Origin of the sequence: Rathayibacter sp. VKM Ac-2760, from assembly GCF_009834185.1 — a bacterium.
Classification (GTDB): domain Bacteria; phylum Actinomycetota; class Actinomycetes; order Actinomycetales; family Microbacteriaceae; genus Rathayibacter.
The window spans coordinates 3,401,055-3,426,422 of record NZ_CP047173.1; the positions used below are offsets into that span (position 1 = coordinate 3,401,055).

The window sequence follows — 25,368 nt, forward strand, 5'->3', positions numbered from 1 at the left end:
CAAAAGGGACGCCGTGTCGAGTTCGCACTCGAACCTGCGGTTGATGGCGCAGTCACGGCGTACATCGATCGTAAGCGACGAGGCGCGACAAGAGGGTACCTGGCGCGGAAAAGGCGGGCCGAGGGCTGTCCGCCGTGCTGATGTCGTCGGCGGGCGCGAGCGCGAGGACGAAGAATCTGGAGTGCGGAGACGGTGGGATTTGAACCCACGGAACCCAATAAAGGGTTCTCCACCTTAGCAGGGTGGTGCACTCGACCGGACTATGCGACGTCTCCTGAGCGCTCGACAGGCGAACGCACGACGACCACTATAACCGCACCCGGGAGCCGGGCGTGACACCCGGCGTGCGCGGGCTACTGCTCGTCGAGGGTGCGGCCGACGGTGCAGGTCTGCTGGTCGGCGGTCTGGCCGGAGACGTCGCTCGGGAGGGCGACCGCGGTCTCGCCGGGCGCCGGAGTCGCGGGGTCGGTCGTCGCGGCGGGGTCGGGGGTGACCGGGTCCGTCGTCGCCGCGGGGTCGGACGTGGCCGCCGGGGTCGAGCCGTCCGTCGACTCCGAGCCGCCGCCGGTCGTGCCGGTGAGGGCGATCGGCTGGTCGGCGAGGAGCGCGGCGTTCAGCGTCGCCGACGCCTCCTCGCTCGGGTAGACGCCGTTCCCGTCGATGTAGGTGGGGTACTGGACGAAGACGACGCTCGCGAGGTCGACGTCCTTCACCGCGAGGCCGATCGAGACGAGCGTGTTGACGTTCTCGAGCGAGGTCGACAGCTGCATGTTCGAGACGGCCGCCTTGCCGAGGCCGTAGAGCGCGACCGGGTTGGACAGCGTCGACGCGTCCTTCACCTTCCGCACCAGCGACGAGAGGTAGACCTGCTGGCTGGAGATGCGGGTCAGGTCGCTGCCGTCGCCGACGCCGTGCCGGGTCCGGAGGAACGCGAGCGCCTCGGCGCCGACCAGCGTGTGCGTGCCGGCGTCGAGGTTCAGACCGGTGTACTCGTCCTCGATCGGGGTGGCCACGCAGACGTCGACTCCGCCCACCGCGTTGGACATCTCGATCACGCCGTCGAACTGGATCAGCGCGGCGTACGGGATGTCGAGGCCGGTGAGCTGCTCGACGGTCTGCACCGTGCAGGCGAGGCCGCCGTAGCTGAGCGAGGTGTTGATCTTCGCCGAGCGCAGCGGATCGGAGACGGCGCCGGTCGCCGGATCGGTGCAGGACGGGATCGGCACGTACATGTCGCGGGGGAAGCTGATCACCTCGACCGTCGAGTGGTCCTCGGAGATGTGCATCAGCATCGTGACGTCGTTGAGATTCTCGGAGCGGTCGCCGTAGGCGCCCTCCGCGGAGCCCTCGGCGCTGTCGCTGCCGGCCAGCAGGATGTTCACGCCGCCCTCGATCGCGCCGATCTCGGGGATCGGGGAGCCCGCATCGGTCGAGCCGATGCCCAGATCGACGGAGGGCCGTGCGCCGGCCGCGATCATCGAGAGCGCGATGGCGACGATCGAGATCGTGCTGAGGACCCCGACGCCGACGCAGGCCGCCAGGATCCGGCCGGCGAACCGCAGTCCGCTCCGGGGGCGGAGCCGCCCGTGCCGGGCCGCTGTCCTGCGCGAGACGACGGGATCGCTCATCGGGTCGTCCTCCTCAGGAGCCGCGGGGATCAGCCGAAGAACCCGACCGAGCAGGTCTGCTGGTCGGCGGGCTGGCCGGTGATCGACTCTGGCAGTTCGACCTTGGCGTCGGCCGCGGGAGTGCCGGGAGCCGCGGTGCCGGGAGCCGCGGTGGCGCCCGGAGTCGCCTCCGCGGTCGCGAGCGGGTCGGTCGTCGCGGGGCCGGCGGCGGGCGCCTCGGTCGCCACGGGGGCCTCGGTCTCGCCGGTGGTCGTCGCGCCGGCGCCGGTGCCGCCGGTGAGGGCGATCGGCTGGTCGGTCTGCAGGGCGGTCGCGAGGACGTCGCCGGCCGTGCGGTCGGGGACGACGCCGCCCGAGGTCGCGCCGGTCGGGTACTGCGCGAACACCACGTTCGCGATGTCGACGTCCTTCAGGGCGAGGCCCATCTGCACGAGGGTGTTCACGTTGTTGAGCTCGGTCGAGAGCGTCATGTTGCCCAGCGCCGCCTTCGCGAGGCCGTAGAGCGCGACCGGGTTGAGCAGCGTGTCGGCGCTCTTCACCTGGCGGACCAGCGAGGAGAGGAACACCTGCTGATTGCTGATGCGGGTCAGGTCGCTGCCGTCGCCGATGCCGTGGCGGCTGCGGAGGAACTGCAGCGCGGCCATCCCCTCGAGCGAGTGCACGCCGGGCTCGAGGTAGGTGTTGGTGTACGGGTCCGCGATCTCGGTGGCGACGCAGACGTCGACCCCGCCGATCGCGTTCGACATCTCGATGACGCCGTTGAACTGCACGACCGCGCCGTAGTCGACCCGGACCCCGAGCAGCTCCTCGGCGACGCCGGCGACGCAGCCGAGGCTGACGTCCTTGCCCATCGCCTCGTTGATCTTGGTGTCGTAGCGGGCGGGGATCGTCTCGCCGGTGACCGCGTTCACGCAGGACGGGATGTCGACGAACATGTCGCGGGGGAAGCTGACGACGGTCGCGTTGCTGTGGTCGGCCGAGACGTGCATCAGCATGTTGACGTCGTTGAGGACGCTCGTCTCCTCGTCGGGGTCGCCGTAGGCGTCACCCTGACCCTGGCGCGAATCGCTGCCCACCACGAGGACGTTGAAGCCGCCCTCGAGCGCGCCGATCTCGGGGACGGACCCGGCGGAGACCCCCGAGCCGGCCGCGACCGGGTGCAGGCTGACTGACGGCTGCGCCGACTGGACCAGGAGCGTCGCGGCGATGGCGACGATCGAGATGGAGGCGACGACGCCGACTCCGGAGACGGTCGCGGCGGCCTTGACGAGCGTGCGCGGCAGGCTGTGCCGCTTCTGCCGCCCGTGCCGGACGTGGGGTCGCGGCGTGCGCGCCGACTCGTCCGCGGCGGAGTGGTCCGTCGAAGGGCGCGTCGTGCGCATCCGTCTCCCGTTCGTCTCAGGGCAAGGGGCTGGGGGTGGTGGGCTGGGGGTGGTGCAGGGTCTGCGGGCGCGGAGGAGCGGACTCCGTCGCGTCGGGACATAGTACCCAGACCGCTCCCGAAAGCCACCCGTTGCATGGATTTCGCGACGGAGGCTGCGCGCGGCTCGAGAGGCACCGGCCCGTCGCGTCGCGTCCGGAGCCGTCAGCTCTCGCGCGCGAGGCGTGCGGCGCGAGCGGCCTGCGCCGCCTCGAGCCGGGACCACCGGCGAGGGCGAGTCGGGAGACGCAGGAGCAGCCCGTGCGTCGCCGATCCGCGCCGGCGCCCACCGCGCCTTCGCCGCGACCGCCGCATCGGCGTCGGAGACGAGCGGCACGATGTCGTCCACCGTCGAAGGGTCGGCGATCGTGCTCAGGACATGGGCGGCCTGCGTCCGCACTGCGCTGCCCGCCTCGGACACGAGGACAGCCCGAACCGAGGGGACGGCCGGAGCCCCGATCCGCGCGATGACCCAGGTGAGCGTCTCGCGGACGAAGAAGTCCGGCTCGATCCAGAGCTGCGTCAGGACGGCGGCGAGGGCCGCCTCCTCCGCTCGGTTCCCGAGGGCGAGCGCCGACTTCTGACGGACGTCGCGGTCCGGATCGGCTAGTCCGTCCACCAGCGCCTCGGAGGCGGCGCACCCCGCGATAGAAGGACGGGCTCCCGGATGGCGGAGGGCTAGGGATTCGAACCCTAGAGACATCTCTGCCCACCAGTTTTCAAGACTGGCTCCATCGGCCGCTCGGACAGCCCTCCCTGCCGCTCCCCGCGGGGAGAGACAGTCGATGGTAACCGACCGCGGCGGGCGGCCGTCAGCGCAGGGCGGAGAGGGCGGCGGCGACGCCGTCCTCGTGCACGCCGGGGACGACGGCGGACGCGACCGCGAGGACCTCGTCCGGCGCCTGACCCATCGCCAGGCCGGCGCCGTGCTCGGCGGCCCAGGTGAGCATCTCGATGTCGTTGCGGCCGTCGCCGAGCGCGACCACGTCGCTCCGCTCGATGCCGAGGCGGCCGCGGACGAGCTCGAGGGCGGTCGACTTGTTGACGCCGTTCGGGGCGATGTCGAGCCAGGCGGTCCAGCCGATGGCGTAGCTGACCTGGTGCAGGCCCATCCGCTCGACCAGCTCGGTGAACTCCTCGATGCCGGTGCCGGGCGAGATGACGACCACACGGGTCGACTGCACGCCGAGCAGCTCCTCGAAGGGCACGTGCACGGTCTCGGCGCCCGTCACCGCGCCGCCCGGGAAGGACTCGGTGTAGGAGAAAGCGCCGTCCGCGTCCTCGACGGCGTAGTGCGCGTCGGGGAGGTGGCGGCGGATGGTCTCGAGCACCTCGGTGGGGTCGAAGGTCTCGACGACGTCGGGGCGGTAGGCGCCCTCGGCGTCGCGGCGCAGGGTGACCGCGCCGTTGCAGCAGATCACGAACTCCGGCGCGATGCCCAGGCGCTCCACGACGGGCAGCGTGGTCGAGGGCGAGCGGCCGGTGGCGAGCATGACCTCGTCGCCCTGGGCGACGACGCGCGCGATGGCGTCGATCACGGCATCGGTGATGGTGCCGTCCTCGTGCATGACGGTGCCGTCGATGTCGAGGGCGACGAGACGCCGACCCGCGCTCATGCGCCGCGGACCGGCTCGAGGACCTCGAGGCCGCCCAGGTGCGGGCGCAGCGCCTCGGGGACGAGCACCGAGCCGTCCGCCTGCTGGTGCGTCTCGAGGAGCGCGACGATCCAGCGGGTGGTCGCGAGCGTGCCGTTCAGGGTCGCGACGGGCGCGGTCTTCCCCGACTCGGTGCGGTAGCGGGTGTCGAGACGGCGGGCCTGGAACGTCGTGCAGTTCGAGGTGGAGGTGAGCTCGCGGTAGGCGTCCTGCGTGGGCACCCAGGCCTCGACGTCGAACTTGCGGGCGGCGCTCTGGCCGAGGTCGCCTGCCGCGACGTCGATCACGCGGTAGTGCAGGCCGAGGCTCTGCAGCACGCCCTCCTGGTGCGCGAGCAGGCGCGCGTGCTCCGCCTCCGCGTCCTCGGGCAGCGTGTAGACGAACATCTCCAGCTTGTTGAACTGGTGCACCCGGATGATGCCGCGGGTGTCGCGCCCGCCGGAGCCGGCTTCGCGGCGGTAGCAGGTGCTCCAGCCGGCGTAGCGCTTCGGCCCGCCCGTGAGGTCGAGGATCTCGTCGGCGTGGTAGCCGGCGAGCGCCACCTCGCTGGTGCCGGTGAGGTAGAGGTCGTCGTCACGCAGGCGGTAGACCTCGTCGTCGTGCTCGCCGAGGAAGCCGGTGCCGTCCATGATCTCGGGGCGCACGAGCGTCGGCGTGATCAGCGGGGTGAAGCCGGCCTCGAGGGCGCGCTCCAGGCCGAGGTTCATCAGCGCGATCTCGAGGCGGGCGACGAGGCCCTTGAGGAAGTAGAAGCGCGCGCCGCTGACCTTCGCGCCGCGCTGCATGTCGATGCCGTCGAGCAGCTCGCCGATCTCGAGGTGGTCGCGCGGTGCGAAGTCGAAGACGGGGCGCTCGCCGACCATGCGCACGAGCTCGAACTCGTCCTCGCCGCCCGCGGGGACACCGTCGATGATCGGGTTGGCCAGCCGCTTCACGAGCGAGCCGAAGCGCTCGTCGGCCTCGGCGGCCTCCTGCTGCGCCTGCTTGGCGGCGGCGGCGAGGCGCTGGGCCTCGGCGACCAGGGCCGCCTTCTCGTCCTTCGGCGCCTTCGCGACGGTCTTGCCGAAGGCGTTCTGCTCGGCGCGGAGGCGCTCCGCCTCGGTGATCGCGGCCCGGCGTGCGCGGTCGGCCTCGAGGGCGTCGTCGACGAGCTCGACGGAGTCGCCGCGCGCCTCCTGCGAGCGCTTCAGGACGTCCGGGTTCTCGCGGAGAAGTACGGGATCAATCACTCCAGCAGTTTAGAGGGGCGCGGTCGGCCACCTGAGGATCAGCCGAGCAGACCGATCCGAAGGGGCCGAGGGCTGCGAATGTCGTTCTGCGCCAATCACCCGACGTGCGGCGCCACGGCATCTCTGCTCCCGAAGGCGAGGTCCGTGAAAGACCCCGTGCTCACTCCGGCACGGGCTCACCCCAGCACGACCTCACCCCCGACACGACCTCGCCCCCTGAGAGGCTCCGCCATGCCCACCCGCCCCCAGACGGTGCGCCTCGAGCGCACCGGACCCGTCGCGCGCCTGGTGCTCGACCGTCCCGACGCGCTGAACGCGCTCGACCTCGACACCGCGCTGCAGCTCGTGCGCGCCCTGATCCAGCTGAACGCCGACCCCGCTTGCACCGTCATCGTGATCGAGGCCGCCGGCCGCGCCTTCTGCACGGGCGGCGACATCTCGGCGATCATGGGCGCCGACCGCCCCGACCACTACCTCCGCGACCTCGCGACGACCGCGGGCGAGGCGTTCCGCCTCCTCGGCGAGAGCAGCGCCGTCGTCGTCTGCGCGATCGACGGCGTGACCGCCGGCGCGGGCATCGCCTTCGCGCTCGCGGCGGACATCGTCGTCGCGACGCCCGCCGCCACCTTCCTCAGCGCGTACGGCGATGTCGGACTGATCCCGGACTGCGGAGTGACGGCGACGCTCCCCCGCATCGTCGGCCGCCGCCGCGCCCTCGACTTCGTGCTCTCCGGCCGCTCGGTCCGGGCCGCCGAGGCGCTCGAGTGGCAGCTCGTCACGGAGGTCGTGCCCCGCGCGGAGCTCGCCGCCCGGGTCGCGGAGCGCGTCGAGGCACTCGCCGCCCGCCCGCCGCTCGCGGCCGCCGCGGCCAAGCGCCTCCTCACCCGCGAGCCGTCCGATCTGCGCGAGCGGATCGAGGAGGAGACCGAGACCCTCCTCGCGCTCCTGGCGACGCAGCGCAGCCGCGAGCTGCTCGACGCGGAGCACGAGCGGCAGCAGCGCCGCCGGGTCCGCAGCGGCGTCGCCGCCTGACGCACAGCCCGGGCATCGGCGGGATCAAGCCCGGGCGGCGAGACCCGCCAGGTCGCGGATCGACGCCGCCCCCGACTGCCGCAGCAGCACCCGGAACTCGGCGTCGAGCACTCCGAGCAGCGCGGCGACCTCGTCGGCGCCGCCCGCGGCGAGCGCCCAGAGCAGCGGGCGGCCCACGAAGACCGCCCGGGCGCCGAGCGCGAGCGCCGCGAGCACGTGCCGGCCCGAGCGCACCCCGCTGTCGACGTAGACCTCGGCGTCGCCGCCGACCGCCGCGACCACCTCGGCGAGCGCCCCGACGGCGGTGATCGAGCCGTCCATCCGCCGGCCGCCGTGGGTGGAGACGACGATGCCGGCCGCCCCCGCGTCGACCGCGCGCCGCGCATCCTCGCCGCGCAGCACGCCCTTCACCAGCACGGGCAGGCCGGTCAGTGCGGCGAGCCGGCCGATGTCGTCGAGCCCCGGATTCGGCACCGGCCGGCCGAGCACCCGCGCGCGCTCCTGCTCGGTCAGGTTGCCCAGCCGCGCCTTGCCCGGGACGTCCGGCCAGCTCAGCGGCTCGATCCCCGGCCGCTCGCCGCGCAGCACGGGCATCTCGACGGTGAGCATCAGCGCGCGGGCGCCCGCCGCCGCGGCCCGCTCGACGAGGGCGTGCGTCACCGCGCGATCCTCGAGCAGGTAGACCTGGAACCACCAGGGCGCACCCTCGGCCGCGATCCGCTCGAAGGGCAGCGCCGTGTTGGTCGAGACGCCGAGGAGGGTGCCGGCTCGCGCGGCCGCCTCCGCCATCGCGATCTCGCCGCGCGGGTCCGCGGCGTTCTGCTGCGCCATCGGCGCGATCAGCACCGGGCCGGCGACCGGCGTGCCGAGGACCGTGGTCGTGGTGTCGCCGTCGAGCTCGCCGCGCAGGGCCGCCGGCCGGAAGCGCACCGCGTCCCACGCGGCGAGGTCGGCGTCGCGCTCGGACCGGCCGCCCGCCACCGCGCCGTAGTAATCGGCGACGAACCACGGCAGCGCCTCGCGGGCGCGCTCCTCCAGCTCGGCGACGAGTCGGCGGGTCGGTGCGCTGTCGCCGGGCATGGGCGGCCTCCACTTCGAGGGAGCGCCGAGGGCGCTGGATCCGGAGCCGGGGCTCCACTGCGGCTCGACCCTACGCCGCCACGTGGGCTACCGTGGTCCCTGCGAAGGGGAGTAGTTCCCACCGCCCGCCGAGCGGGCGACGAGGCGCGTCGACATGCTGGTCCGGAGAGTCCCGGACCCGGCGCGCCACCCGGATCCTCGCGGAACCGGGCGAACGAGACCTTCGGTCAGTCGACACGTGTCCTGACCGGTCCTCTCGCGCGGGTCGGCCGGGGTGCCGAACCCAGGAGATCCCATGGCGACCACCGCCCGAGACACCCCTTCCTCCCCCACTCCCGTGCAGATCCGGCGCTGGCGGCGCTACCTCGCCGATGAGCTCGCCGAGGCCGCGAGCTACCGCGATCTCGCCGAGCGCCGCACCGGCGAGGAGCGCGAGATCCTGCTCGCCCTGGCCGCCGCCGAGGGCCGGCACGAGGAGCACTGGCGCGAGCTGCTCGGGCCGGCCGCCGAGCCGCAGCCCCGGCCGGACCTGCGCACCCGCCTCCTCGGCTTCCTCACCCGGCAGTTCGGCTCGGTCTTCGTGCTCGCGCTGATCCAGCGCGCCGAGGCCCGCTCGCCCTACGCCGACGACGACGACGCGACGGAGGCGATGGCCGCCGACGAGCGGATCCACGGCGAGGTCGTCCGCGGTCTCGCCGAGCGGGGTCGCAGCCGGCTCTCGGGCACCTTCCGCGCCGCGGTGTTCGGAGCGAACGACGGCCTGGTCTCGAACCTGGCCCTCGTCCTCGGCGTCGGTGCGAGCGGCGTCGGCACCGGGGTCGTGCTGTTCACCGGCATCGCCGGGCTGCTCGCGGGCGCGCTCTCGATGGGCGCCGGCGAGTTCGTCTCGGTGCGCTCGCAGCGCGAGCTGCTCTCGGCGTCCTCGCCCGACCTCGACACCAACCACGTCGTGCCCGACCTCGACGTCGACGCGAACGAGCTCTCGCTGGTCTACCGCGCCCGCGGGCTCTCGCAGGAGGAGGCGGACGCCCGCGCCGCCCGCGTCTTCTCCGGTCTGCGGGGCGGCGCGGCGCCGACCTCGCCGATCACGATCGGCGGCGTGAAGGCCGACCCGTCGGTCGACGAGTACGAGTCGATCGGCACCGGCATGGGCGCGGCGCTCTCGAGCTTCTGCTTCTTCGCGTCCGGCGCGATCATCCCGGTGCTGCCCTACCTGCTCGGGATGTCCGGGCTGGCCGCGGTGATCCTCGCCTCGGTCCTCGTCGGCCTGGCGCTGCTCGCGACCGGTGCGATCGTCGGCCTGCTCTCGGGCGCGCCGCCCCTCGCGCGCGCGCTGCGCCAGCTCGGCATCGGCTACGGCGCGGCGCTCGTCACCTACCTGCTCGGGCTGCTCTTCGGCGCGTCGGGGGTGTGAGGCCACCCGCTGATCGAGCAGCGGGCGCCGTCCTGCTGATCGAGTAGCCCGCAGAGCGGGCGTATCGAGATCCCCCTCCACCAGAAGTGCCGGTGACAGCGGGCTCGATACGCCCCTCCTGGGCTACTCGACCAGCAGGGGCCCTCCGCCAGGTCAGACGCTCGTCGCCTCCGCCTCGGACTCGTCGTCGAGCGCCGAGGGCCGCGCCTTCGGCCGGGCCCGCCAGCGCAGCGCCGCGACGCCCATCGCGAGCAGCAGCGCGAACGGCAGGCTGCCCAGCAGCGGGATCGACGCGTAGTAGACGATCTGCCGCTGGATCCACTCCGGCGACGGGGTGTCGCTGTCGCCGTAGTACGACGCGGGCGGCGAGGAGTAGCCGTTGTAGAGCAATGCGACGCCGAGCACGCTGCCGGCGAGACCGGCGAGCAGCAGGGCGAGCAGCCACGGATTCCGCAGGAGCGGGGCCGACGGCTCGGGAGCGACCTCGGCGCGGCGGGCGGGCGCCTCCTCGCGGGGCGCGTCGGCGAACGGCTGAGCGGTCGCAGCGGCGTCCGCGTCCGAGGGCAGGCGCGCGGGCGCCGCGGCGGGAGCCGCCGCCTCCGCCCGTCGGGACCGCCGGGTGTCGGCCGTGGTCGCGATGTCCGCGAGAGCCGGCGCGCGGCGCCGGGCGATCCCCTCGGGCGCCGTCCCGGGCCGCGCGAAGGCGCGCTCGTCGCCGCGCACCCGGTCCACTCCCCCGGCGAAGCCGCGCTGGAAGGCGGGGTCGTACCGCGGATCCACGCGCTCGCGCTCGGCTCCGCCGCGTTCAGTCATCATCGACCTCCGGTTCGCTGCCGAGGATCCCGCGCAGCCAGTCGCGGGCCTCGATGAACACCTCGTCGTCGTAGCGTCGCACGTACGAGACCGGACGGCGATCCGCACGGGGATACGAGCCGAGGAAGATCACCCGCGGGCTGAAGCGGCGAAGGCCCAGCAGGGCGTCGGCGACCCGCTCGTCGTGCGCGTGCCCGTCGAGGTCGATGACGAAGCGGTAGCGGCCGAGGGCGTCGCCGATCGGGCGCGACTGGATCATGCTCAGGTTCACTCCGCGGGTCGCGAACTGCTCGAGCATGTCCAGCAGCGCACCCGGGGCGTCGGAGGGCAGCTCGACGATGAGGCTGGTCTTGTCGGCGCCGGTCGGCTCCGGCAGCACGCGCGAGCGCGACACGTGCACGAAGCGGGTGACCGCGTTCGGATTGTCGCCGATCCGCTCGGCGAGCACGTCGACGCCGTGGTGGGCGACGATGCCCGGCGGGGCGATCGCGGCCTGCGCGGGCGAGCCGGCCAGCAGATCGATCGTGGCCTGGACGTTGCTCGACGCGGGGAGGTGCTCGTGGCTCGGGATCTCGCGGTCGAGCCACTGCCGGCACTGGCCGTAGGCGACCGGGTGCGCGGCGACGATCCGCACGTCCTCGAGGCGGGTGCCCGGGCGGCCGACCAGGATGAACGAGACCGGCACGAGGTACTCCCCCACGATGCGCACCCCGGGGATCTTCGCCAGCGCGTCCTGCGCGGCCGTCACTCCGCCCTCGACCGAGTTCTCGATCGCGATCACGGCGCCGTCGCTGCGGCCGGTGACGAGGTCGTCGAGCGCCTCGCCGACATTGGCGACGCTGCGCCACATGTGCCCGCGCGCCTCGGGCACCTGCGCGAGCGCCGCCTCCGTGAACGTGCCGGAGGGCCCGAGATAACTGTAGGTGCGGGGGGCGGAGGCGGTGTCGGGGACACCGTCGGAGGCGCGGTCGGGCATGGCGGACAGCCTAGCCAGCGCCTGTCCAGCCGGTATCGCGGCCCCGGCGCGACTGCCACTATGGACCCCATGACCGATCGCGCAGGGAAGCCGGCAGAGGCCTCCGATCTCATCGACGTCGAGGCCCTCGTGAGGGCGTACTACGAGAAGAAGCCGGACGTGTCCGACCCCTTGCAGAAGGTGGTCTTCGGCACCTCCGGGCATCGCGGCTCCTCGTTCGACACCGCCTTCAACGAGGACCACATCGCGGCGGTGACGCAGGCCATCGTCGAGTACCGGACGAACGAGGGCATCACCGGCCCGCTCTTCATCGGCGCCGACACCCACGGCCTCTCGCGCCCGGCGCTGACGACCGCCCTCGAGGTGCTGGTCGCCAACGAGGTGCGCGTGCTCGTCGACGAGTTCGACGACTACGTGCCGACGCCGGCGCTCAGCCACGCGATCCTCCGCTGGAACAACGACCCGGCGCACACCGACCGGGCCGACGGGATCGTGGTCACCCCCTCGCACAACCCGCCCCGCGACGGCGGCTTCAAGTACAACCCGCCGCACGGCGGCCCGGCCGACTCCGACGCCACCTCCTGGATCGCGAACCGCGCCAACGAGCTGATCGCCGACGGCAACCGCGACGTCAAGTCGGCCGAGCCGAGCGCCGTCGAGACCTACGACTACCGCACCCACTACGTCGCGGACCTGAAGAACATCATCGACATCGACGCGATCAAGAAGGCCGGCGTGAAGATCGGCGCCGACCCGCTCGGCGGCGCCTCGGTGCACTACTGGCAGCTGATCGCCGAGATGTACGAGCTCGACCTGACGGTCGTCAACGGCGAGGTCGACCCGGCCTGGGGCTTCATGACCCTCGACTGGGACGAGAAGATCCGGATGGACCCGTCCTCGCCGAGCGCGATGGCCTCGGTCGTCGCCCGCGCCGGCGACTACGACATCCTCACCGGCAACGACGCCGACGCGGACCGCCACGGCATCGTCACGCCCGACGGCGGCCTGATGAACCCGAACCACTACCTCGCCGTCGCGATCGACTACCTCTACCGTCACCGCTCCGGCTGGCGCGAGGACGCGGCGATCGGCAAGACGCTCGTGTCGTCGTCGATCATCGACCGGGTCGCCGAGTCGCTCGGCCGCCGCCTCTGGGAGGTGCCGGTCGGCTTCAAGTGGTTCGTGCCCGGCCTCGTCGACGGCTCGGTCGGCTTCGGCGGCGAGGAGTCGGCCGGCGCGTCGTTCCTGCGCTTCGACGGCACCGTCTGGACGACCGACAAGGACGGCATCCTGCTGGCGCTGCTCGCCTCCGAGATCGTCGCCGTCACGGGCAAGAGCCCGTCGGCGCTGTACCGCGAGCTGACGGAGAAGTTCGGCGACCCCGTCTACGAGCGCGTCGATGCGGTCGCCACGAAGGCGCAGAAGGCGGCGCTCGGCAAGCTCGACGGCGACGCGATCCCGGCGACCACGCTGGCCGGCGAGGAGATCGTCGCGAAGCTGTCGAAGGCGCCGGGCAACGGCGCGGGCGTCGGCGGCGTCAAGGTCGTCACCGAGAACGCCTGGTTCGCCGCACGCCCCTCGGGCACCGAGGACGTCTACAAGATCTACGCCGAGTCCTTCCGCGGCCTCGACCACCTGCACGAGGTGCAGGCCGAGGCCCGCACCATCGTCGACGGCGCGCTGGGCTCCTAGCCCGCGTGACCACTCACTGCCGCCCGCCGGCCCGACTCGCCCGAGAAGGCTCGTTCTCCGCCCGGGGAACGAGCCTTCTCGGGCGAGTCAGCGCGGCAGCGCTGATCGGACCTGAGCCACGACGGCGGACAGGTCGGCGAGGTCGTCGCCGGTGAGCTCGATCACGTTCCAGCCGGCGGCGCGCAGGCGGCGGGCCCGCGCGATGTCCTTCCGCCAGCGGCCGGGCTCGGAGCGGTGGTGGTCGCCGTGGTACTCGACGATGACGCGGGCCCAGGCGAGGCAGAGGTCGACCCGGCCGAGGAAGACGCCGGTCTCGTCGTAGATCTCGACGTTCGCCTCGATCCCGGTGATCCCGGCCAGCACGAGGGCGACCCGCACGCGCGACTCCGGCCGAGACTCCGCCCGCGCGTCGAGCAGACCGAGGGCCGGCCGGAGGCGCGCGATGCCGCGCCGCCCCGGATATCGGGCGACGGTCGCCTCGAGCAGCGACAGGCTGACGAGTCGGCGGTGCAACAGGTCGTCTCCGACCGCGACCAGGTCGGGCAGGTCGAGAACCGCCCCGAGGTCGCACCAGGTGCGGGCCGGAGAGGTGAGCGCGCCGCGGCGTCCCACGACGAGGTCGGCGGAGCGGTCGATGCGGAGGCTGCGCCCCGCCAGTCCATCGGCATGCGGCGCGCGAGCCGGCGCCGCGACGGCGACGTCGAGGACGAGGCGCTGCTCCCAGCGGCGATCGAGCGGAGCGCCCCACAGCAGCGCGGCCGTCGGGCCGCAGAGGAAGACGTGGTCGCCGAGCCGGTGAAGCACCGCCGCGCACCGGTCGCCGAGGGTGACCACCGGAGTCGTCGAGCGGACGCCGAAGATCGGAGCCGACACGCCCGCCGACCGCATCCGAGCGCGCGACCAGCCCGCCGCTCTCCCCTCCGACACGCGGAAGACGCCCTCGGGCTCGTCGCTGATCACCGCGCCATGCTGGCGCTTCTGCGCGCCGCTCGCGCAGAGCTCTCCACAGGCAGCGCCCACTCGCCCGAGAAGGCTCGTTCTCGACGTGGAGAACGAGCCTTCTCGGGCGAGTCAGCAGCTGACGGCTACCAGCGGGGGTGGACCGTGGGGCGGAAGTGCGTGTCGTAGAGGGCGGTGACGGCCTCCATGACGGCGGGGCCGAGGGGGGCCGCGTCGGCGGCGGTGGCGTTCGCGCGGGCCTGCTCGACGGAGCGGGCGCCGGGGATGACGGCCGTCACTCCGTCCTGCTGGATGATCCAGGCGAGGGCGGCGGTGGCGGGCGCCAGGCCGTGGTCGGCGGCGAGCCGGGAGAACTCCTGCGCGGCCTCGACGCCGGTGGCGAAGTCGACGCCGGAGAAGGTCTCGCCGACGTCGAAGGCCGAGCCGTCGCGGTTGTAGTTCCGGTGGTCGTCCGGCGCGAAGACGGTCTCGGTCGTGTAGCGGCCGCTGAGCAGGCCCGAGGCGAGCGGGACGCGCGCCAGGATGCCGACGCCGGCCTCGCGAGCGGCGGGCAGCACCTCGTCCAGCGGCTTCAGCCGGAACGCGTTGAGGATGATCTGCACGCTCGCGACGTTCGGCCGCGCGATCGCGGTGAGCGCCTCCTCCGTGCGCTCGACCGAGACGCCGTAGTGCGCGATCGCGCCCTCGTCGACGAGCGTGTCGAGCGCGTCGAAGACGGCGTCGTCGGAGTAGACGGAGGTCGGCGGGCAGTGCAGCTGCACCAGGTCGAGCGTGTCGACGCCGAGGTTCGCGCGCGAGCGGTCGGTCCAGGCGCGGAAGTTCTCGAGCACGTAGTTCGCGGGGATCTGCTCGACCCGGCGGCCCATCTTGGTGGCGACGAACACCTCCGCGTCCGGGTTCGCGGCGCGCCAGGCGCCGATCGTGCGCTCGCTGCGGCCGTCGCCGTAGACGTCCGCGGTGTCGAAGAGGGTGACGCCCGCGTCGGCCGCCGCGTCGAGGATCGCGAGGGCGTCGCTCTCGGCGACGTCACCCCAGTCGGCACCGAGCTGCCAGGTTCCGAGGCCGACGACGGAGACGGGCGCACCGGTGCGGCCGAAGATTCGAGTTTCCATCCCACCACCGTAGGTGCGGCCGGAGGATGCCAGGAGCCCCTTGCGCGTGCCCTACCGTCGGAGCATGAGCCTCGTCGTCCTCGGTAGTGCCAATCTCGATCACGTCCACCGGGTCACCCGCATTCCCGCCCCCGGCGAGACGGTCCTCGCCCTCGACTCCCGCACCTTCCCCGGCGGCAAGGGACTCAACCAGGCGGTCGCCGCCGCCCGCACGGCCGCCGGCAGCGTCTTCGTCACGAGCCTCGGCCGCGACGCCGCGGGCGACGAGCTGGCAGCGCTGCTCGCCGAGGAGCCGCTCGAGCTGCACGCCCGCCGCGGCGAGGACCGCACCGGCACCGCGCAGATCACGGTCGACGAGGCGGGCGAGAACGCGATCGTGGTCGACTCCGGCGCGAACGCGGCCTTCACCGGCCTCACCGCCGAGGAGGAGCGCCTGGTCGCGGACGCCGACGCGCTGCTGCTCCAGCTCGAGATCCCCGTCGCGACGGTGCTGGCGGCGGCCCGCGCCGGCCGCGCGGCGGCGACCACCACGATCCTGAACGCGGCGCCGATCGGCCCGCTGCCGGCCGAGCTGCTCGCGGAGCTCGACGTGCTGATCGTCAACGAGCACGAGGCGCGCGAGCTCGGCGCCGAGCGCGGTCTCGCGGCCGCCGACGACACGGCGCTCGCGGTCGCCCTCACCGCGCTCGTCCCGCTCGTGCTGGTCACGCTCGGCTCCGACGGCGTCGTCGTCGCGGTGCGCGACCGCGAGCCGGTGCGTGCGCCGGCCTTCCGCGTCGAGGTCGTCGACACGACCGGCGCCGGCGACACCTTCTGCGGCGTCTTCGCGGCGCGACTCGCGAGCGGCGGCGAGAGGCTCGACGACCCGGCCGCGCTCGTCGAGCTCGTCCGCTGGGCGACCGCGGCCGCGGCGATCTCGGTCACCCGGCCCGGCGCGGCGGTCTCGACGCCGACGGCGGCCGAGACGGAGTCGTTCCTCGCCGATCACGGCGCCTAGGGGGCCGCGGCCCTCCCGGCCGGGTCAGTCGACCGAGGCGATCCGGATCGCGACGCTCGCGCGACGCCCGGGGTGCTCGCGCCGGCACCACTCGCGCACAGCGGAGCCGACCGCGCGGGCGACGTCGGGCGCCGAGGAGTCGGCGGCGACGCAGACGTCCGCGGACACCGACACCTCGTCGCCGAGGACGCGCACGAGCACCGGCTCGGCGAAGGTCCCGCCGGAGACCGCGCCGAGCGGTCCGTCCGCGGCGTCGACCGAGGACGGCGTGAGCGCACCGGCGGCGTGGGCGAGCACGTCGCGCACCTGGCCGCGCGCCGGGACGAGCATCGCCACTCCGGCCAGGGCGCGGATCTCGGCGGTGAGCACGGCGGCCGCGCTCGGCGCCGGCTCGCCGGGAGCGCCCGCGGGCACCAGCACGACCGGGGCGACGGGGAGCTGCTCGGACTCGGTCACGACTCCTCCTCCCCCGGGACGTAGACGTCCTCGACGCGGACGTCGATCGTCGAGACGCGCAGCTCGGTCTGGGTGAGCAGGCGGGAGTGGATCCGCTCGCGCACCTGCTGCGCCGCGTCCGCGATCGGGACGCCCCAGAACACCGAGATCGTCACCTCGACCGCGATGTCGGCACCGGGATCGGCGACGTCGCCCTGCAGCCGGCAGCGGCCGACGAGGACTCCGGAGACGCTGTCCCCGGCCTCGCGGACGATGCCGCGGACGGCGCCCTCGGTGATCGTCAGCTCGACGTCGGGGTCGGTGCTCGCGAGCGGGATGTCGCGGCCGGCGCGCGCCTCGCGCCGCACCTGGGTGAGGATCGAGCCGAACCAGTTCTCGGTGGGGGCCGGGAGGTGCGCCGCGTCGTCGTCGATCAGCGCGCCGGACAGCGCGCGGACGCGCTCGAGGGCGCGCAGCGTGCGCCGGTGCTCCGGCGACTCCTCGATGGCGGGGTCGTAGGGCAGGCGGCCGCGGTCGAGGTAGTCGCCGAGCTCGTCGATCCCGATCGTGTCGGCGGAGTCGGGGTCGGTGTCGGCGGCGGGATCGGCCGGTGGCACGCTCAGCGGCAGCACGGCGTCCTCGCCGTCGCCGCGCGGGCCGGACGTCTCGTCCGGGGTCATCGTGCCGGCTCCGTCATCGCGCCGACTCCTTCATCGCAGGCCCTCATCGCCAGTCCTCCATCGCCACGACCAGCGACTCCCGCGCCCGCGCGAGCTTGCCGCGCACGGCGGTGACGGTGATGCCGAGGTGCTCGGCGATCTCACCATACGACTCGCCGCCGACCTCGCGGAGCAGCCAGCACTGCCGCTGGGTCTCGGGCAGCTCGGCCAGCGCCTTCGCGAGGGCGCGCATCGCGTCGCTCTGCTCGACCGACTCGAACGGGCCGGGCTCGCGCGCCGGCGGGTGCTCGACGGCGTCGACGTCGTCGACGGGCTTGCGCTGGCGGAGCAGGTCGACGCTGGACCGGCTGACGATCCGCATCATCCAGCTCCGCACGCTCGCGGGCTCCTTGAGCTGCGGCAGCTGCGCCCAGACGGTGATCAGCGCGTTCTGCACCGCGTCGGAGGCGTCGGCCTGCGAGCCGGTCAGCCGCCAGGCGTAGGCGCGCAGGATCGACTGGTGCCGCTTGACCAGCACCTCGAACGCCCGGACGTCGCCCTCAGCGGAGCGCTCGGCGAGGAGCGCGTCGCTCGCCGTCTCCAGACCGGGCATGGGGCTCCTCCAGCGGGCACCGGCTCGAGCCGGCATCGACTATCAGGTGACTATCAGGAAAATCTCCGAATCGCACCGTGACGAAGTCCCGTCGGGCTCCGTCTCACTCATGAAAGCACAGCCCGACGGGAAATCCGCCGGACTCCCCGACCCCGGCCGCGCACCACCTGCGGCCGACGACACGCACAGGAGTCACCATGAGCGACAGCACGCGCACCCCCGCCACCCCCACCGCCCCCCGCGTCGACAAGGCCTCGGTCGACACCGTCACCAGCCTGGGCAACAGCACCGCCTCGGGCACGGCCCAGGGCCGCACCGTCATCGACGACGCCGTCGTCGCCAAGGTCGCCGGCATCGCCGCCCGCCAGGTGCCCGGCGTCTTCGCCCTCGGCAACAACGCCGCCCGCGCCTTCGGCGCGATCCGCTCGGCCGTCGGCGGGAACGACCACGCCCAGGGCGTCAGCGTCGAGGTCGGCGAGAGCCAGGTCGCCGCCGACGTGACCCTCGTCGTCGAGTACCCGGTGCCGATGCAGTCGGTCGCCGACCAGGTCCGCGCCGCGGTCTCCGAGGCCATCACCGAGCTCGTCGGCATGTCCGTCGCCGAGATCAACGTCGCCATCGTCGACGTGCACATCCCCGGCGAGGACAAGGGCGACACCGAGACCGAGAGCCGCGTCCGATGAGCGACCCCCGCACCCCCGGCACCCCGGCCCCGGCCGGCCGCAGCACCACGCTCGGCCTCGTCGTCGGCGCGATCCTCGCCTTCGCCGCCCTGCTCTTCGGCTTCTGGGGCTTCGTCCTCACCGCCGTGTTCATGGCGCTCGGCGTCCTGATCGCGCGGATGCTCGACGGCTCGCTCGACGTGCGCAGCCTCGTGGACGTGTTCCGCGGCCGCACGACCTCTCGCTAGGAGTAGCCATGACCGCACTCGACCAGCGCCCCGCCGAGCGCGCCGCGGCCCAGGAGCCGGGGACCGTCACGATCACCGTCCGCTCGATCGAGCGGATGGCGGTCGCGATCGTCCACGAGGAGCTGGGCGTCGAGGTCTCCGCGATCCGCGTGCGGCTCTCGGACGACAGCGGCGGGCTCGCGCTCGCCGTGACCGCCCCCGCCGTGCTCGACCCCGACGCCGAGGGCACCGTCCTCGACCGGCTCCACCGCGATCGCGCGCGCATCGCCTCCCGCATGGGGGCGCTCACCGGCCGCACCGTCAGCCGGGTCGACATCCGGGTCACCGGAACCCGCACCCCGACCGCCAGAACGAGGAGAGTCGCATGAGCCCCGCACCGTCGACGCGCGACGCGGCCCCGGACGCCCGCTACCGCCGCTACCTGCGGCGCGAGACGCACCGCTCCCGCTCGGCCGCACAGATCGTCGTGCTCGTGCTGATCGCGCTGATCGCCGCGTACGTCGGCACGGAGGCGGTGCTCGCCGTCTTCGGCGCCGCGCCGCTCCTGCTCGCCCCGTCCGCGCTGCTAGGAGCGATCGTCGGCGTGACCGACCTGGCCTCCGGCGCGATCATCGGCATCGCGGTGGGCACGGCGATCCTCGCGCTGATCGTGCTGATCCTCGCCCTCGCCCCGGGCGCCCGCGCCCGGCACACCGTGGACGACGACCGCCTCGCCGTCGTGATCGACGACGGCGTGATCGCCTCCTCGCTCGCCCGCTCGGCCCGCACCGCGGCCCGCTCGCGGCGCGAGGACACCAGCACGTCGATCGGCCGCCGCACCGCCGTCGTCGAGGTGACGCCCTCCTCGGGCATCACCGTCGACCGCGACGCGGTCCAGTCGGCCGTCGACGAGGAGCTCGGCCGCATCGCGGCCAGGCCCGCCACCCGCGCCACCGTCCGCGTCTCCGACTCCGGGAGGATCTGATGACCACGAGCAACCGGTTCGTGAACCGCCTGATCCTCTTCCTGGTCGGGCTCGTGCTCGCCGCCGTCACCGCCGGCCTGGTGCTGATCGCCGGCTCCCAGCCGGTCCGCGACGCGGTCGCCGACTTCGCCGACGGCCAGGGCGCGGCCCTCGTCTCCCGGATCTCGCCGGAGGACGGCACCGCTTGGAGCGACGCCGCCGTGCTGTGGCCGCTGTACGCGATCATCGGGATCTGCGTCCTGGGCATCGTGCTCGCCCTCGCCCTGATCCTCGCCCACGGCCACGGCCGCACGAGCACGGTCCTCACGGACTCGGGCACGGCGAGCGGGGTCGCGGGAGAGATCGAGATCGCCACCGGCTTCGCCGAGGACGTGCTCGAGAACGCACTCGCCGGACGCACCGACCTGCTCGACGTGACCGTCGCGGCCTACCGCCACGGCTCGTCGACGGCGCTGAAGGTCCGCGTCCTCCCCCGCGCCGGGGTCTCGCCCCGGACGGTCGTGGACGCCGTGCACCAGGAGGTCCTCGCGATGGACCGCCTGCTCGGCGCCCGGCTCCCCGTCGTGCTCGAGGTCGCCTCGAGTGCCCGCGCCGGGTTCTCCAAGGAGGACCGGGTCGCGTGACCCCGGGCGCTCGCGCCCACCCCTTCCCCCGGCGATCCGCGCCGAGGGACGAACCGAATCGAACGGAAGGAGCCCCTCATGGGTGCTGACGACAAGATCCGCAACGCGGCCGAGAACCTGCTCGGCAAGGCCAAGGAAGCGGCCGGCAAGCTGACCGACAACGAGAAGCTCGAGGCCGAGGGCCAGGCCGACCAGACCAAGGCGCACACCAAGAAGGTCGGCGAGGACGTCAAGGACGTCTTCAAGAACTGACGCTCGCGCCGAACGACGAAGAGGCCGCCTGTCGCTGATGCGACGGCGGCCTCTTCTCGTGCGCGGAGGGTCGGAGACTCGAGAGGGTCAGACGCTCCAGAACATGATGCGCCCGGCCGAGGCCGAGTCGATGCTCTGATCGAGGTTGTCGGCGGTGTGCGAGGAGTAGAGGACGACGTCGCCCTTCACGCTCGTGACGACGCCGGTGTGGTCCCAGTCGCCCGAGCCGTCCCAGTCGAACTGCACGATGTCGCCGGGCTTCACCTCGGAGCGCTGCGCGTTCGTGAGCGGCGTCGCCCGCTCGGGGTGCGCGGCGAGGTAGGAGTTGAACGCGGTGGAGGAGGCCCAGGCCGAGCTGTAGCCGCCGGTCCGCGAGTAGCTCCACTCGCCGTCCATCTCCCAGCCGCGGGCGATCAGCGACTGCGAGGTGAAGTTGACGCAGTCGTTGCCCGAGATGACGCCGTACTGCGCGGAGTTGTAGTCGGACCAGTAGGTCTCGAGGTAGTCGAGCTGCGAGGCGAGGCGGCTCGCGTCGAGCGCGGCGGCGGCCTTGGCGGCCTCGATCTCGGGGTCGGGCGTGTAGGCGAAGGTGATCGCCGAGGCGACGACCTTCGTGGTCGCGAGCACGCCGGTCGCGGTCGGGCTGGGCGAGGCGGTCGCGCTGGGGGCGACGAGGTCGGCGGGCTGCGCATCGGTGCCGGCGGTGGCGCCGGCCTCGGGGGTCGCGGAGACGGCGGTCAGCGGCTCGTCGGCGGCGGCGGTCGCCTCCGGAGTCGACGTGGCCGGGGTCGACGTGGCCGGGGTCGTCGTGTCGACCGCGGGCTGCACCGTCTCGGCGGGGACGGGGTCGACCGTCGCGGCGGCGACCGAGTCGGTGACGGCGTCGAAGGTGATGGGCGCTCCTCCGGCGTCGAAGAACGCGACGGGGACCACTCCCTCGGCCTCGCCGTCGGCGGGCGGCGCGGTGACGGTGATCTGGTCGGGAGTGTCGACGGTGACGCTGCCCTCGGCGTCGCCGAAGCGGACCGTGGCGACCGAGTCGAGGTTCGAGCCCGAGATCGTCACGCTCGTGCCGCCGGCGACGGTGCCGGTCGTGGTGGAGACGCTGCTGAGGACGACGCGGGCGTCGGCAGTGGTGGCGGGCAGGACCGTGACGGGGGCGGCGGTCGGCGTGGGCGTCGCTCCGGAGGCCGTCGCGGACTCGGTCGTGGTGGAGGCGCCGACGGTGAGGCTCGCTCCGGCGGCGACCGCCACGACGACGAGGCCGCCCGACATCGCCAGCACGAGGTGGCGGCGCGAGGGGCGGAAGAAGGAGGCACCCCGGCGCACGGGCTCGGCGCGCTGGCGGTGGCCCTCGGCTGCGCGGCGATCGCGGCGGGAGGGGAAGACCTCGCCGGTCGCGGGGTGCTGCGGGGCGGGCGCGGAGGGGCGGATGCCCTCGGCGGCCGGCGCGAGGACGGCGGGAGCGAGCACGGCGGGCGCCGCGGCGACGGTAGTCGTCGCCGGCGCGGTCGCGCGGACGCGGCCTTCGCGCTCGCGCGCCTCGCGGCGGGTCAGCGGCGGGGCGAGCTCGGCGGGGGCGGCGGAGTCGTCGCCGACGGCGGGCACGGTGGAACGGGTGGAACTGTGGGGCACAGGGGAACTCACGGGTCGGTGCGCACGAGGACGGGGGCCGTGCGGATCATCGGGGGGAAGCGGCCATGTCACCACGCGGGAGTCGGAGACCCGTAAGGGTGACCTCCGAAAGCACTCCGAGTAACGGTACGGTAACAACGCCCGTCTGTCACGTCCGCTTCTGATCGCGGTGCCGTTCGCAAGCCCTTGCAGATCCGTTTTCGGACACAGACGGATGCCCGATCGGACATGGCGACACCCGGCCGGACGACCCGACCGGGTGCGCCGCGAGGCCTCGACCGGTCAGCCGCGCAACCGCCCGATCCTCCTCGTCGCCGCCCGCCGCCGGTCGTGCAGCCACCACCAGCTGAGCCAGCTCCGCAGGTAGAAGAGCCCGACCGGGCGTCTTTCGCCCCGCGAGGCGCGCTGCACCCGGAGCCACTCGCGCTAGGAGGTCGTGCCGGCCGCGTAGTCCGGGGCGTCCGGCAGGCTGAACAGGCGCTCGAGCGTGGGGATGCCGGCGTCGTGCAGGTGCTGCGCGAGCTCGACCCCGATGTAGCGCAGGTGGTACGGCTCGGACTCGTAGCCGGTGATCGGCGTGGTGTCCGGCTTGTACCGCACGAGGAAGCCGAACCGGTGCGCGTTCGCGCCGACCCACCGGCCCTCGGGGGTGTCGCCCCAGCAGATCTCGAGGGCGCAGGTGCCGGAGGAGCCGACGACGTCGACCGCCCAGCCGGTCTGGTGCTCGCTGTGACCCGGGCGGGCACTCGTCGCGTCGGCGCCGGCCTGGCCTCGGGTGGAGACCCAGCCGGCGTAGACGCTGACCTGGGTGTCGTAGGAGCGGTAGGCGCTCTGCACCGCGAGCGAGAGCCCGGCCTCGCTCGACGCGGCGGTGAACATCGGCACGAGGGCGTCCGCGGTCGCCTGCCGCATCGGCTGGCGGTTGACGTACGGGACGGCCGGGTAGACGAGGTCGGCCGGGACGTAGTCGACCGGGGTCAGGGTCCGCAGCTTGTTGACGACCACCCAGAGGCTGGCCGGGTCGTCGACGGAGTTCGCGGTCAGGTCGATCCCGGGGGTGGCGGTCGGCGTCGGCGTCTCGGTCGGCGTCGGCGTCTCCGTCGGCGTCGGCGTCGCACTCGCGGAGGCGGTCGGCGTCGCGCTCGAAGACGGACTGGGAGCGACGGTCGGAGCGTTCGCGCGCCCCGCGCCGATCGCCGCGTTCACGCCGACCGCGGCGATTCCGGCGGCCACCGCGACTCCCCCGACGACCAGCGCGCGACGGCGGACGGGGCGTCCCTCCGGGGTCCGGTTCTCGTCCGAGGTCATGCTCCGAGCCTACGCGCGGGCCGACGGCACGCTCTCAGGCCCTCGTCAAGCGCCGAGGGAGGTTCTGCTGCGCCACTGCTCCTCCACGCGCGTCTCCAATATCCTCAAAGGATTCACATAAGCAGACCCCCTAGCTTGAGTGACAGCCTCGGCGACCGCGCGCATCCGCCCCCTCGGATGAGCCGCCCCGGTCCCGATGACGAGAGGACCCCATGCTGCGACCCCTGCACGTCCGAGCAGTGCCCCTCCCCGCCCTCGCCCGCGCGCTCGAGCTGCCCGACGACGGCGTCCCGCCCGTCGAGGTGAGCGGGATCACCCTCACCGCCTCCGACGTCGAGCCGGGCGATCTCTTCGTCGCGCTCGCCGGAGTCAACCGGCACGGCTCCGACTTCGCGGCCGAGGCCGCCGACCGCGGCGCCATCGCCGTGCTGACCGACTCCGTCGGCGAGGACGCCTCCCGCGCGACCGGCCTGCCGGTGCTCGTCGTCGACGATCCGCGCTCCCGCCTCGGCGCCGCCGCCGCCGCCGTCTACGCGACGACCGAGCGCGCCCCGCTGCTGCTCGGCGTCACCGGCACCAACGGCAAGACCTCGACCGTGCACATGCTCGAGGGCATGCTCCGGCAGCTGGGCGTCGTGCCCGGCCTCAGCTCCACCGCCGAGCGGCACATCGGCGACACCTCCGTCACGAGCGGGCTCACCACCCCCGAGGCGACCGAGCTGCACGCCCTCATCGCGCGCATGCAGGAGGAGGGCGTCGGCGCCGCCGCGATCGAGGTCAGCGCGCAGGCCCTCACCCGGCACCGCGTGGACGGGGTCGTCTTCGACGTCGCCGCGTTCACCAACCTCAGCCACGACCACCTCGACGACTACGGCGACATGGACACCTACTTCGCCCAGAAGGCGCAGCTGTTCCAGCCCGACCGGTCGCGCCGCGCGGTCGTCTCGCTCGACTCGCCGGCCGGCGCCCGGATCCGCGACGAGGCGGGGGTGCCCGTCACGACGATCACCTCGCTGCCCGACGTCGACGCGGACTGGCGGGTCAGCATCCTCGAGCAGGAGTTCGGGCGCACCCACTTCCGCGTGCAGAACCGGGAGAACCGGGCGATCACCACCTCCGTCCCGATCATCGGCGCGCACATGGCGGCCAACGCCGCCCTCGCGATCGTGGTGCTGATCGAGTCGGGCCGGCCGATCGGCGAGATCCGCGCGGCGCTGCACCGCGACGGCGGTCTCGACGTCTCGCTCCCCGGCCGCACCGAGCGCGTCTCGGGCGAGCACGGGCCGACCGTCTACGTCGACTTCGGCCACAGCGCCGACGCCTTCACCCGCACCCTGGAGGCGGTGCGCGAGGTCACCCCCGGCCGCGTGATCATGGTCTTCGGGGCCGACGGCGACCGCGACGCCCTGAAGCGGCCGGCGATGGCCGAGGCGGCCGTCTCGGGCAGCGACGTGCTCGTCATCACCGACCACCACCCGCGCTTCGAGGAGCCGGCCTCCATCCGCCGCACCCTGCTCGCGGCCGCTCGGGCGGCTCGGCCCGACGGCGAGATCCACGAGGTCGACGACCCCAAGCGCGCGATCCGCGTGGCGGTCTCGCTGGCGCACGAGGGCGATTCGATCCTCTGGGCGGGGCCGGGGCACCAGAACTACCGCGACATCGAGGGCGTGCGCACGCCGTACTCGGCGCGGGCTGAGGCGCGCGCGGCCCTGCGCGAGGCCGGCTGGGCCGAGGCGGAGGTCCCCGCGCACCGCTGATCGGCCCGGCGCGCCGACCGTTCGGCGCCCCCTCCTGAAATCCTCCACAGGCTCGCCCGAACCGCTGGAGGAGACTCCGCACGCGGTGTAACTTTGCGCAGCACGCAACGTTTGCGGCGGTCCGCCGTGCCCTGGCAGCGTCCGCCAGACAAGGGGACCCCCGTGACCGATTCCGCCCGCCCACCCGCGACCGCCGCCGCCCCG

At 73.6% G+C, this 25,368-nt stretch carries 25 protein-coding genes and 2 tRNA genes; 11 read left to right on the forward strand and 16 right to left on the reverse strand.

All coding sequences use genetic code 11. The features are described 5' to 3' along the window. Positions 1–184: 184 nt before the first annotated feature. The 6 genes from GSU72_RS15500 to serS all read right to left on the reverse strand — a co-directional run bounded on the left by GSU72_RS15500 (position 185) and on the right by serS (position 5,932). A tRNA-Ser gene (locus GSU72_RS15500) sits at positions 185–275 on the reverse strand. A gap of 78 nt (positions 276–353) precedes the next feature. Beyond that, positions 354–1,628 carry an LCP family protein gene (locus GSU72_RS15505; protein WP_159985841.1) on the reverse strand — a complete coding sequence of 425 codons (1,275 nt, stop codon included), beginning with the start codon at positions 1,626–1,628 and terminating at the stop codon, positions 354–356. Positions 1,629–1,657: 29 nt separating this feature from the next. Further along, positions 1,658–3,010 carry an LCP family protein gene (locus GSU72_RS15510; RefSeq protein WP_244255845.1) on the reverse strand — a complete coding sequence of 451 codons (1,353 nt, stop codon included), beginning with the start codon at positions 3,008–3,010 and terminating at the stop codon, positions 1,658–1,660. Between the two features lie 706 nt (positions 3,011–3,716). Then, positions 3,717–3,804: transfer RNA gene (locus tag GSU72_RS15515), tRNA-Ser, on the reverse strand. 56 nt (positions 3,805–3,860) lie between these two features. Then, positions 3,861–4,664 (reverse strand): HAD family hydrolase, encoded by an 804-nt coding sequence (locus tag GSU72_RS15520; RefSeq protein WP_159985843.1) that lies wholly within the window; start codon positions 4,662–4,664, stop codon positions 3,861–3,863. Next, entirely contained in the window at positions 4,661–5,932 is a 1,272-nt protein-coding gene (gene serS, locus GSU72_RS15525) for a serine--tRNA ligase (RefSeq protein ID WP_159985844.1), read from the reverse strand. The genes GSU72_RS15520 and serS overlap by 4 nt, the downstream gene beginning before the upstream one ends. A 231-nt stretch (positions 5,933–6,163) precedes the next feature. Here serS and GSU72_RS15530 point away from each other — a divergent pair, with 231 nt between their 5' ends. Continuing rightward, positions 6,164–6,964 carry an enoyl-CoA hydratase/isomerase family protein gene (locus GSU72_RS15530; protein ID WP_159985845.1) on the forward strand — a complete coding sequence of 267 codons (801 nt, stop codon included), beginning with the start codon at positions 6,164–6,166 and terminating at the stop codon, positions 6,962–6,964. Positions 6,965–6,988: 24 nt separating this feature from the next. Here the strand turns inward: GSU72_RS15530 and GSU72_RS15535 are convergent, their stop codons facing one another. Continuing rightward, positions 6,989–8,044 carry an alpha-hydroxy-acid oxidizing protein gene (locus GSU72_RS15535; RefSeq protein ID WP_159985846.1) on the reverse strand — a complete coding sequence of 352 codons (1,056 nt, stop codon included), beginning with the start codon at positions 8,042–8,044 and terminating at the stop codon, positions 6,989–6,991. A 295-nt stretch (positions 8,045–8,339) separates the two neighbouring features. Between GSU72_RS15535 and GSU72_RS15540 the strand changes: the two genes are divergently transcribed. Continuing rightward, positions 8,340–9,458, forward strand: a complete 1,119-nt coding sequence (locus GSU72_RS15540) for a VIT1/CCC1 transporter family protein (RefSeq protein ID WP_159985847.1) — start codon at positions 8,340–8,342, stop codon at positions 9,456–9,458. Positions 9,459–9,611: 153 nt separating this feature from the next. Here the strand turns inward: GSU72_RS15540 and GSU72_RS15545 are convergent, their stop codons facing one another. Together GSU72_RS15545 and pheA are read right to left on the reverse strand one after the other, a co-directional pair. Next, positions 9,612–10,274 (reverse strand): hypothetical protein, encoded by a 663-nt coding sequence (locus GSU72_RS15545; RefSeq protein ID WP_208545072.1) that lies wholly within the window; start codon positions 10,272–10,274, stop codon positions 9,612–9,614. Continuing rightward, positions 10,264–11,247, reverse strand: a complete 984-nt coding sequence (gene pheA / locus GSU72_RS15550; protein WP_159985849.1) for a prephenate dehydratase — start codon at positions 11,245–11,247, stop codon at positions 10,264–10,266. Before pheA ends, GSU72_RS15545 begins: the two co-directional genes overlap by 11 nt. A gap of 69 nt (positions 11,248–11,316) precedes the next feature. Here pheA and pgm point away from each other — a divergent pair, with 69 nt between their 5' ends. Continuing rightward, complete coding sequence (pgm, locus tag GSU72_RS15555) at positions 11,317–12,939, forward strand: phosphoglucomutase (alpha-D-glucose-1,6-bisphosphate-dependent) (RefSeq protein WP_159985850.1); 1,623 nt, start codon at positions 11,317–11,319, stop codon at positions 12,937–12,939. Positions 12,940–13,026: 87 nt separating this feature from the next. Here pgm and GSU72_RS15560 read toward each other — a convergent pair whose 3' ends face one another. Both GSU72_RS15560 and GSU72_RS15565 read right to left on the reverse strand, forming a co-directional pair. Further along, positions 13,027–13,899: a DUF559 domain-containing protein gene (locus GSU72_RS15560; RefSeq protein ID WP_159985851.1), complete on the reverse strand. Its 873-nt coding sequence runs from the start codon at positions 13,897–13,899 to the stop codon at positions 13,027–13,029. Between the two features lie 125 nt (positions 13,900–14,024). After that, positions 14,025–15,011, reverse strand: a complete 987-nt coding sequence (locus GSU72_RS15565; protein ID WP_159985852.1) for an aldo/keto reductase — start codon at positions 15,009–15,011, stop codon at positions 14,025–14,027. Positions 15,012–15,075: 64 nt separating this feature from the next. On the opposite strand from GSU72_RS15565, the gene GSU72_RS15570 reads away from it, so the two are divergent. Beyond that, positions 15,076–16,008 carry a ribokinase gene (locus GSU72_RS15570; protein ID WP_159985853.1) on the forward strand — a complete coding sequence of 311 codons (933 nt, stop codon included), beginning with the start codon at positions 15,076–15,078 and terminating at the stop codon, positions 16,006–16,008. A gap of 24 nt (positions 16,009–16,032) precedes the next feature. Here GSU72_RS15570 and GSU72_RS15575 read toward each other — a convergent pair whose 3' ends face one another. From GSU72_RS15575 to GSU72_RS15585, 3 genes are read right to left on the reverse strand one after another with little or no spacing between them, the layout of a single operon-like run. Then, the gene (locus GSU72_RS15575) at positions 16,033–16,464 is read right to left on the reverse strand and encodes a hypothetical protein (RefSeq protein ID WP_159985854.1); all 432 of its coding nucleotides are present in this window, start codon (positions 16,462–16,464) and stop codon (positions 16,033–16,035) included. After that, a complete protein-coding gene (locus GSU72_RS15580) occupies positions 16,461–17,123 on the reverse strand; it encodes an Asp23/Gls24 family envelope stress response protein (RefSeq protein WP_159985855.1) in 663 nt (220 codons plus the stop codon). The genes GSU72_RS15575 and GSU72_RS15580 overlap by 4 nt, the downstream gene beginning before the upstream one ends. Before the next feature lie 43 nt (positions 17,124–17,166). Beyond that, on the reverse strand, positions 17,167–17,715 hold the full coding sequence (locus tag GSU72_RS15585) for a sigma-70 family RNA polymerase sigma factor (protein ID WP_159985856.1): 549 nt from the start codon (positions 17,713–17,715) through the stop codon (positions 17,167–17,169). A gap of 197 nt (positions 17,716–17,912) precedes the next feature. Between GSU72_RS15585 and GSU72_RS15590 the strand changes: the two genes are divergently transcribed. The 6 genes from GSU72_RS15590 to GSU72_RS15615 all read left to right on the forward strand — a co-directional run bounded on the left by GSU72_RS15590 (position 17,913) and on the right by GSU72_RS15615 (position 20,464). Then, complete coding sequence (locus GSU72_RS15590; protein WP_159985857.1) at positions 17,913–18,398, forward strand: Asp23/Gls24 family envelope stress response protein; 486 nt, start codon at positions 17,913–17,915, stop codon at positions 18,396–18,398. Continuing rightward, a complete protein-coding gene (locus tag GSU72_RS15595; RefSeq protein ID WP_159985858.1) occupies positions 18,395–18,625 on the forward strand; it encodes a DUF2273 domain-containing protein in 231 nt (76 codons plus the stop codon). The genes GSU72_RS15590 and GSU72_RS15595 overlap by 4 nt, the downstream gene beginning before the upstream one ends. Before the next feature lie 8 nt (positions 18,626–18,633). Next, complete coding sequence (locus GSU72_RS15600) at positions 18,634–18,993, forward strand: hypothetical protein (protein ID WP_159985859.1); 360 nt, start codon at positions 18,634–18,636, stop codon at positions 18,991–18,993. After that, positions 18,990–19,589, forward strand: a complete 600-nt coding sequence (locus tag GSU72_RS15605; RefSeq protein ID WP_159985860.1) for a DNA/RNA endonuclease G — start codon at positions 18,990–18,992, stop codon at positions 19,587–19,589. Before GSU72_RS15600 ends, GSU72_RS15605 begins: the two co-directional genes overlap by 4 nt. Continuing rightward, complete coding sequence (locus GSU72_RS15610) at positions 19,589–20,212, forward strand: hypothetical protein (protein WP_159985861.1); 624 nt, start codon at positions 19,589–19,591, stop codon at positions 20,210–20,212. The genes GSU72_RS15605 and GSU72_RS15610 overlap by 1 nt, the downstream gene beginning before the upstream one ends. 78 nt (positions 20,213–20,290) lie before the next feature. Beyond that, positions 20,291–20,464, forward strand: a complete 174-nt coding sequence (locus GSU72_RS15615; protein ID WP_123444986.1) for a CsbD family protein — start codon at positions 20,291–20,293, stop codon at positions 20,462–20,464. Positions 20,465–20,551: 87 nt separating this feature from the next. On the opposite strand, the gene GSU72_RS21855 is transcribed toward GSU72_RS15615, so the two are convergent. Continuing rightward, positions 20,552–22,099 carry an amidase domain-containing protein gene (locus GSU72_RS21855; protein WP_159985862.1) on the reverse strand — a complete coding sequence of 516 codons (1,548 nt, stop codon included), beginning with the start codon at positions 22,097–22,099 and terminating at the stop codon, positions 20,552–20,554. Positions 22,100–22,525: 426 nt separating this feature from the next. Next, positions 22,526–23,407, reverse strand: a complete 882-nt coding sequence (locus GSU72_RS15625) for a M15 family metallopeptidase (RefSeq protein WP_159985863.1) — start codon at positions 23,405–23,407, stop codon at positions 22,526–22,528. Between the two features lie 212 nt (positions 23,408–23,619). Here GSU72_RS15625 and GSU72_RS15630 point away from each other — a divergent pair, with 212 nt between their 5' ends. Beyond that, positions 23,620–25,164 carry a UDP-N-acetylmuramoyl-L-alanyl-D-glutamate--2,6-diaminopimelate ligase gene (locus GSU72_RS15630; protein ID WP_159985864.1) on the forward strand — a complete coding sequence of 515 codons (1,545 nt, stop codon included), beginning with the start codon at positions 23,620–23,622 and terminating at the stop codon, positions 25,162–25,164. Positions 25,165–25,368 lie beyond the last annotated feature (204 nt).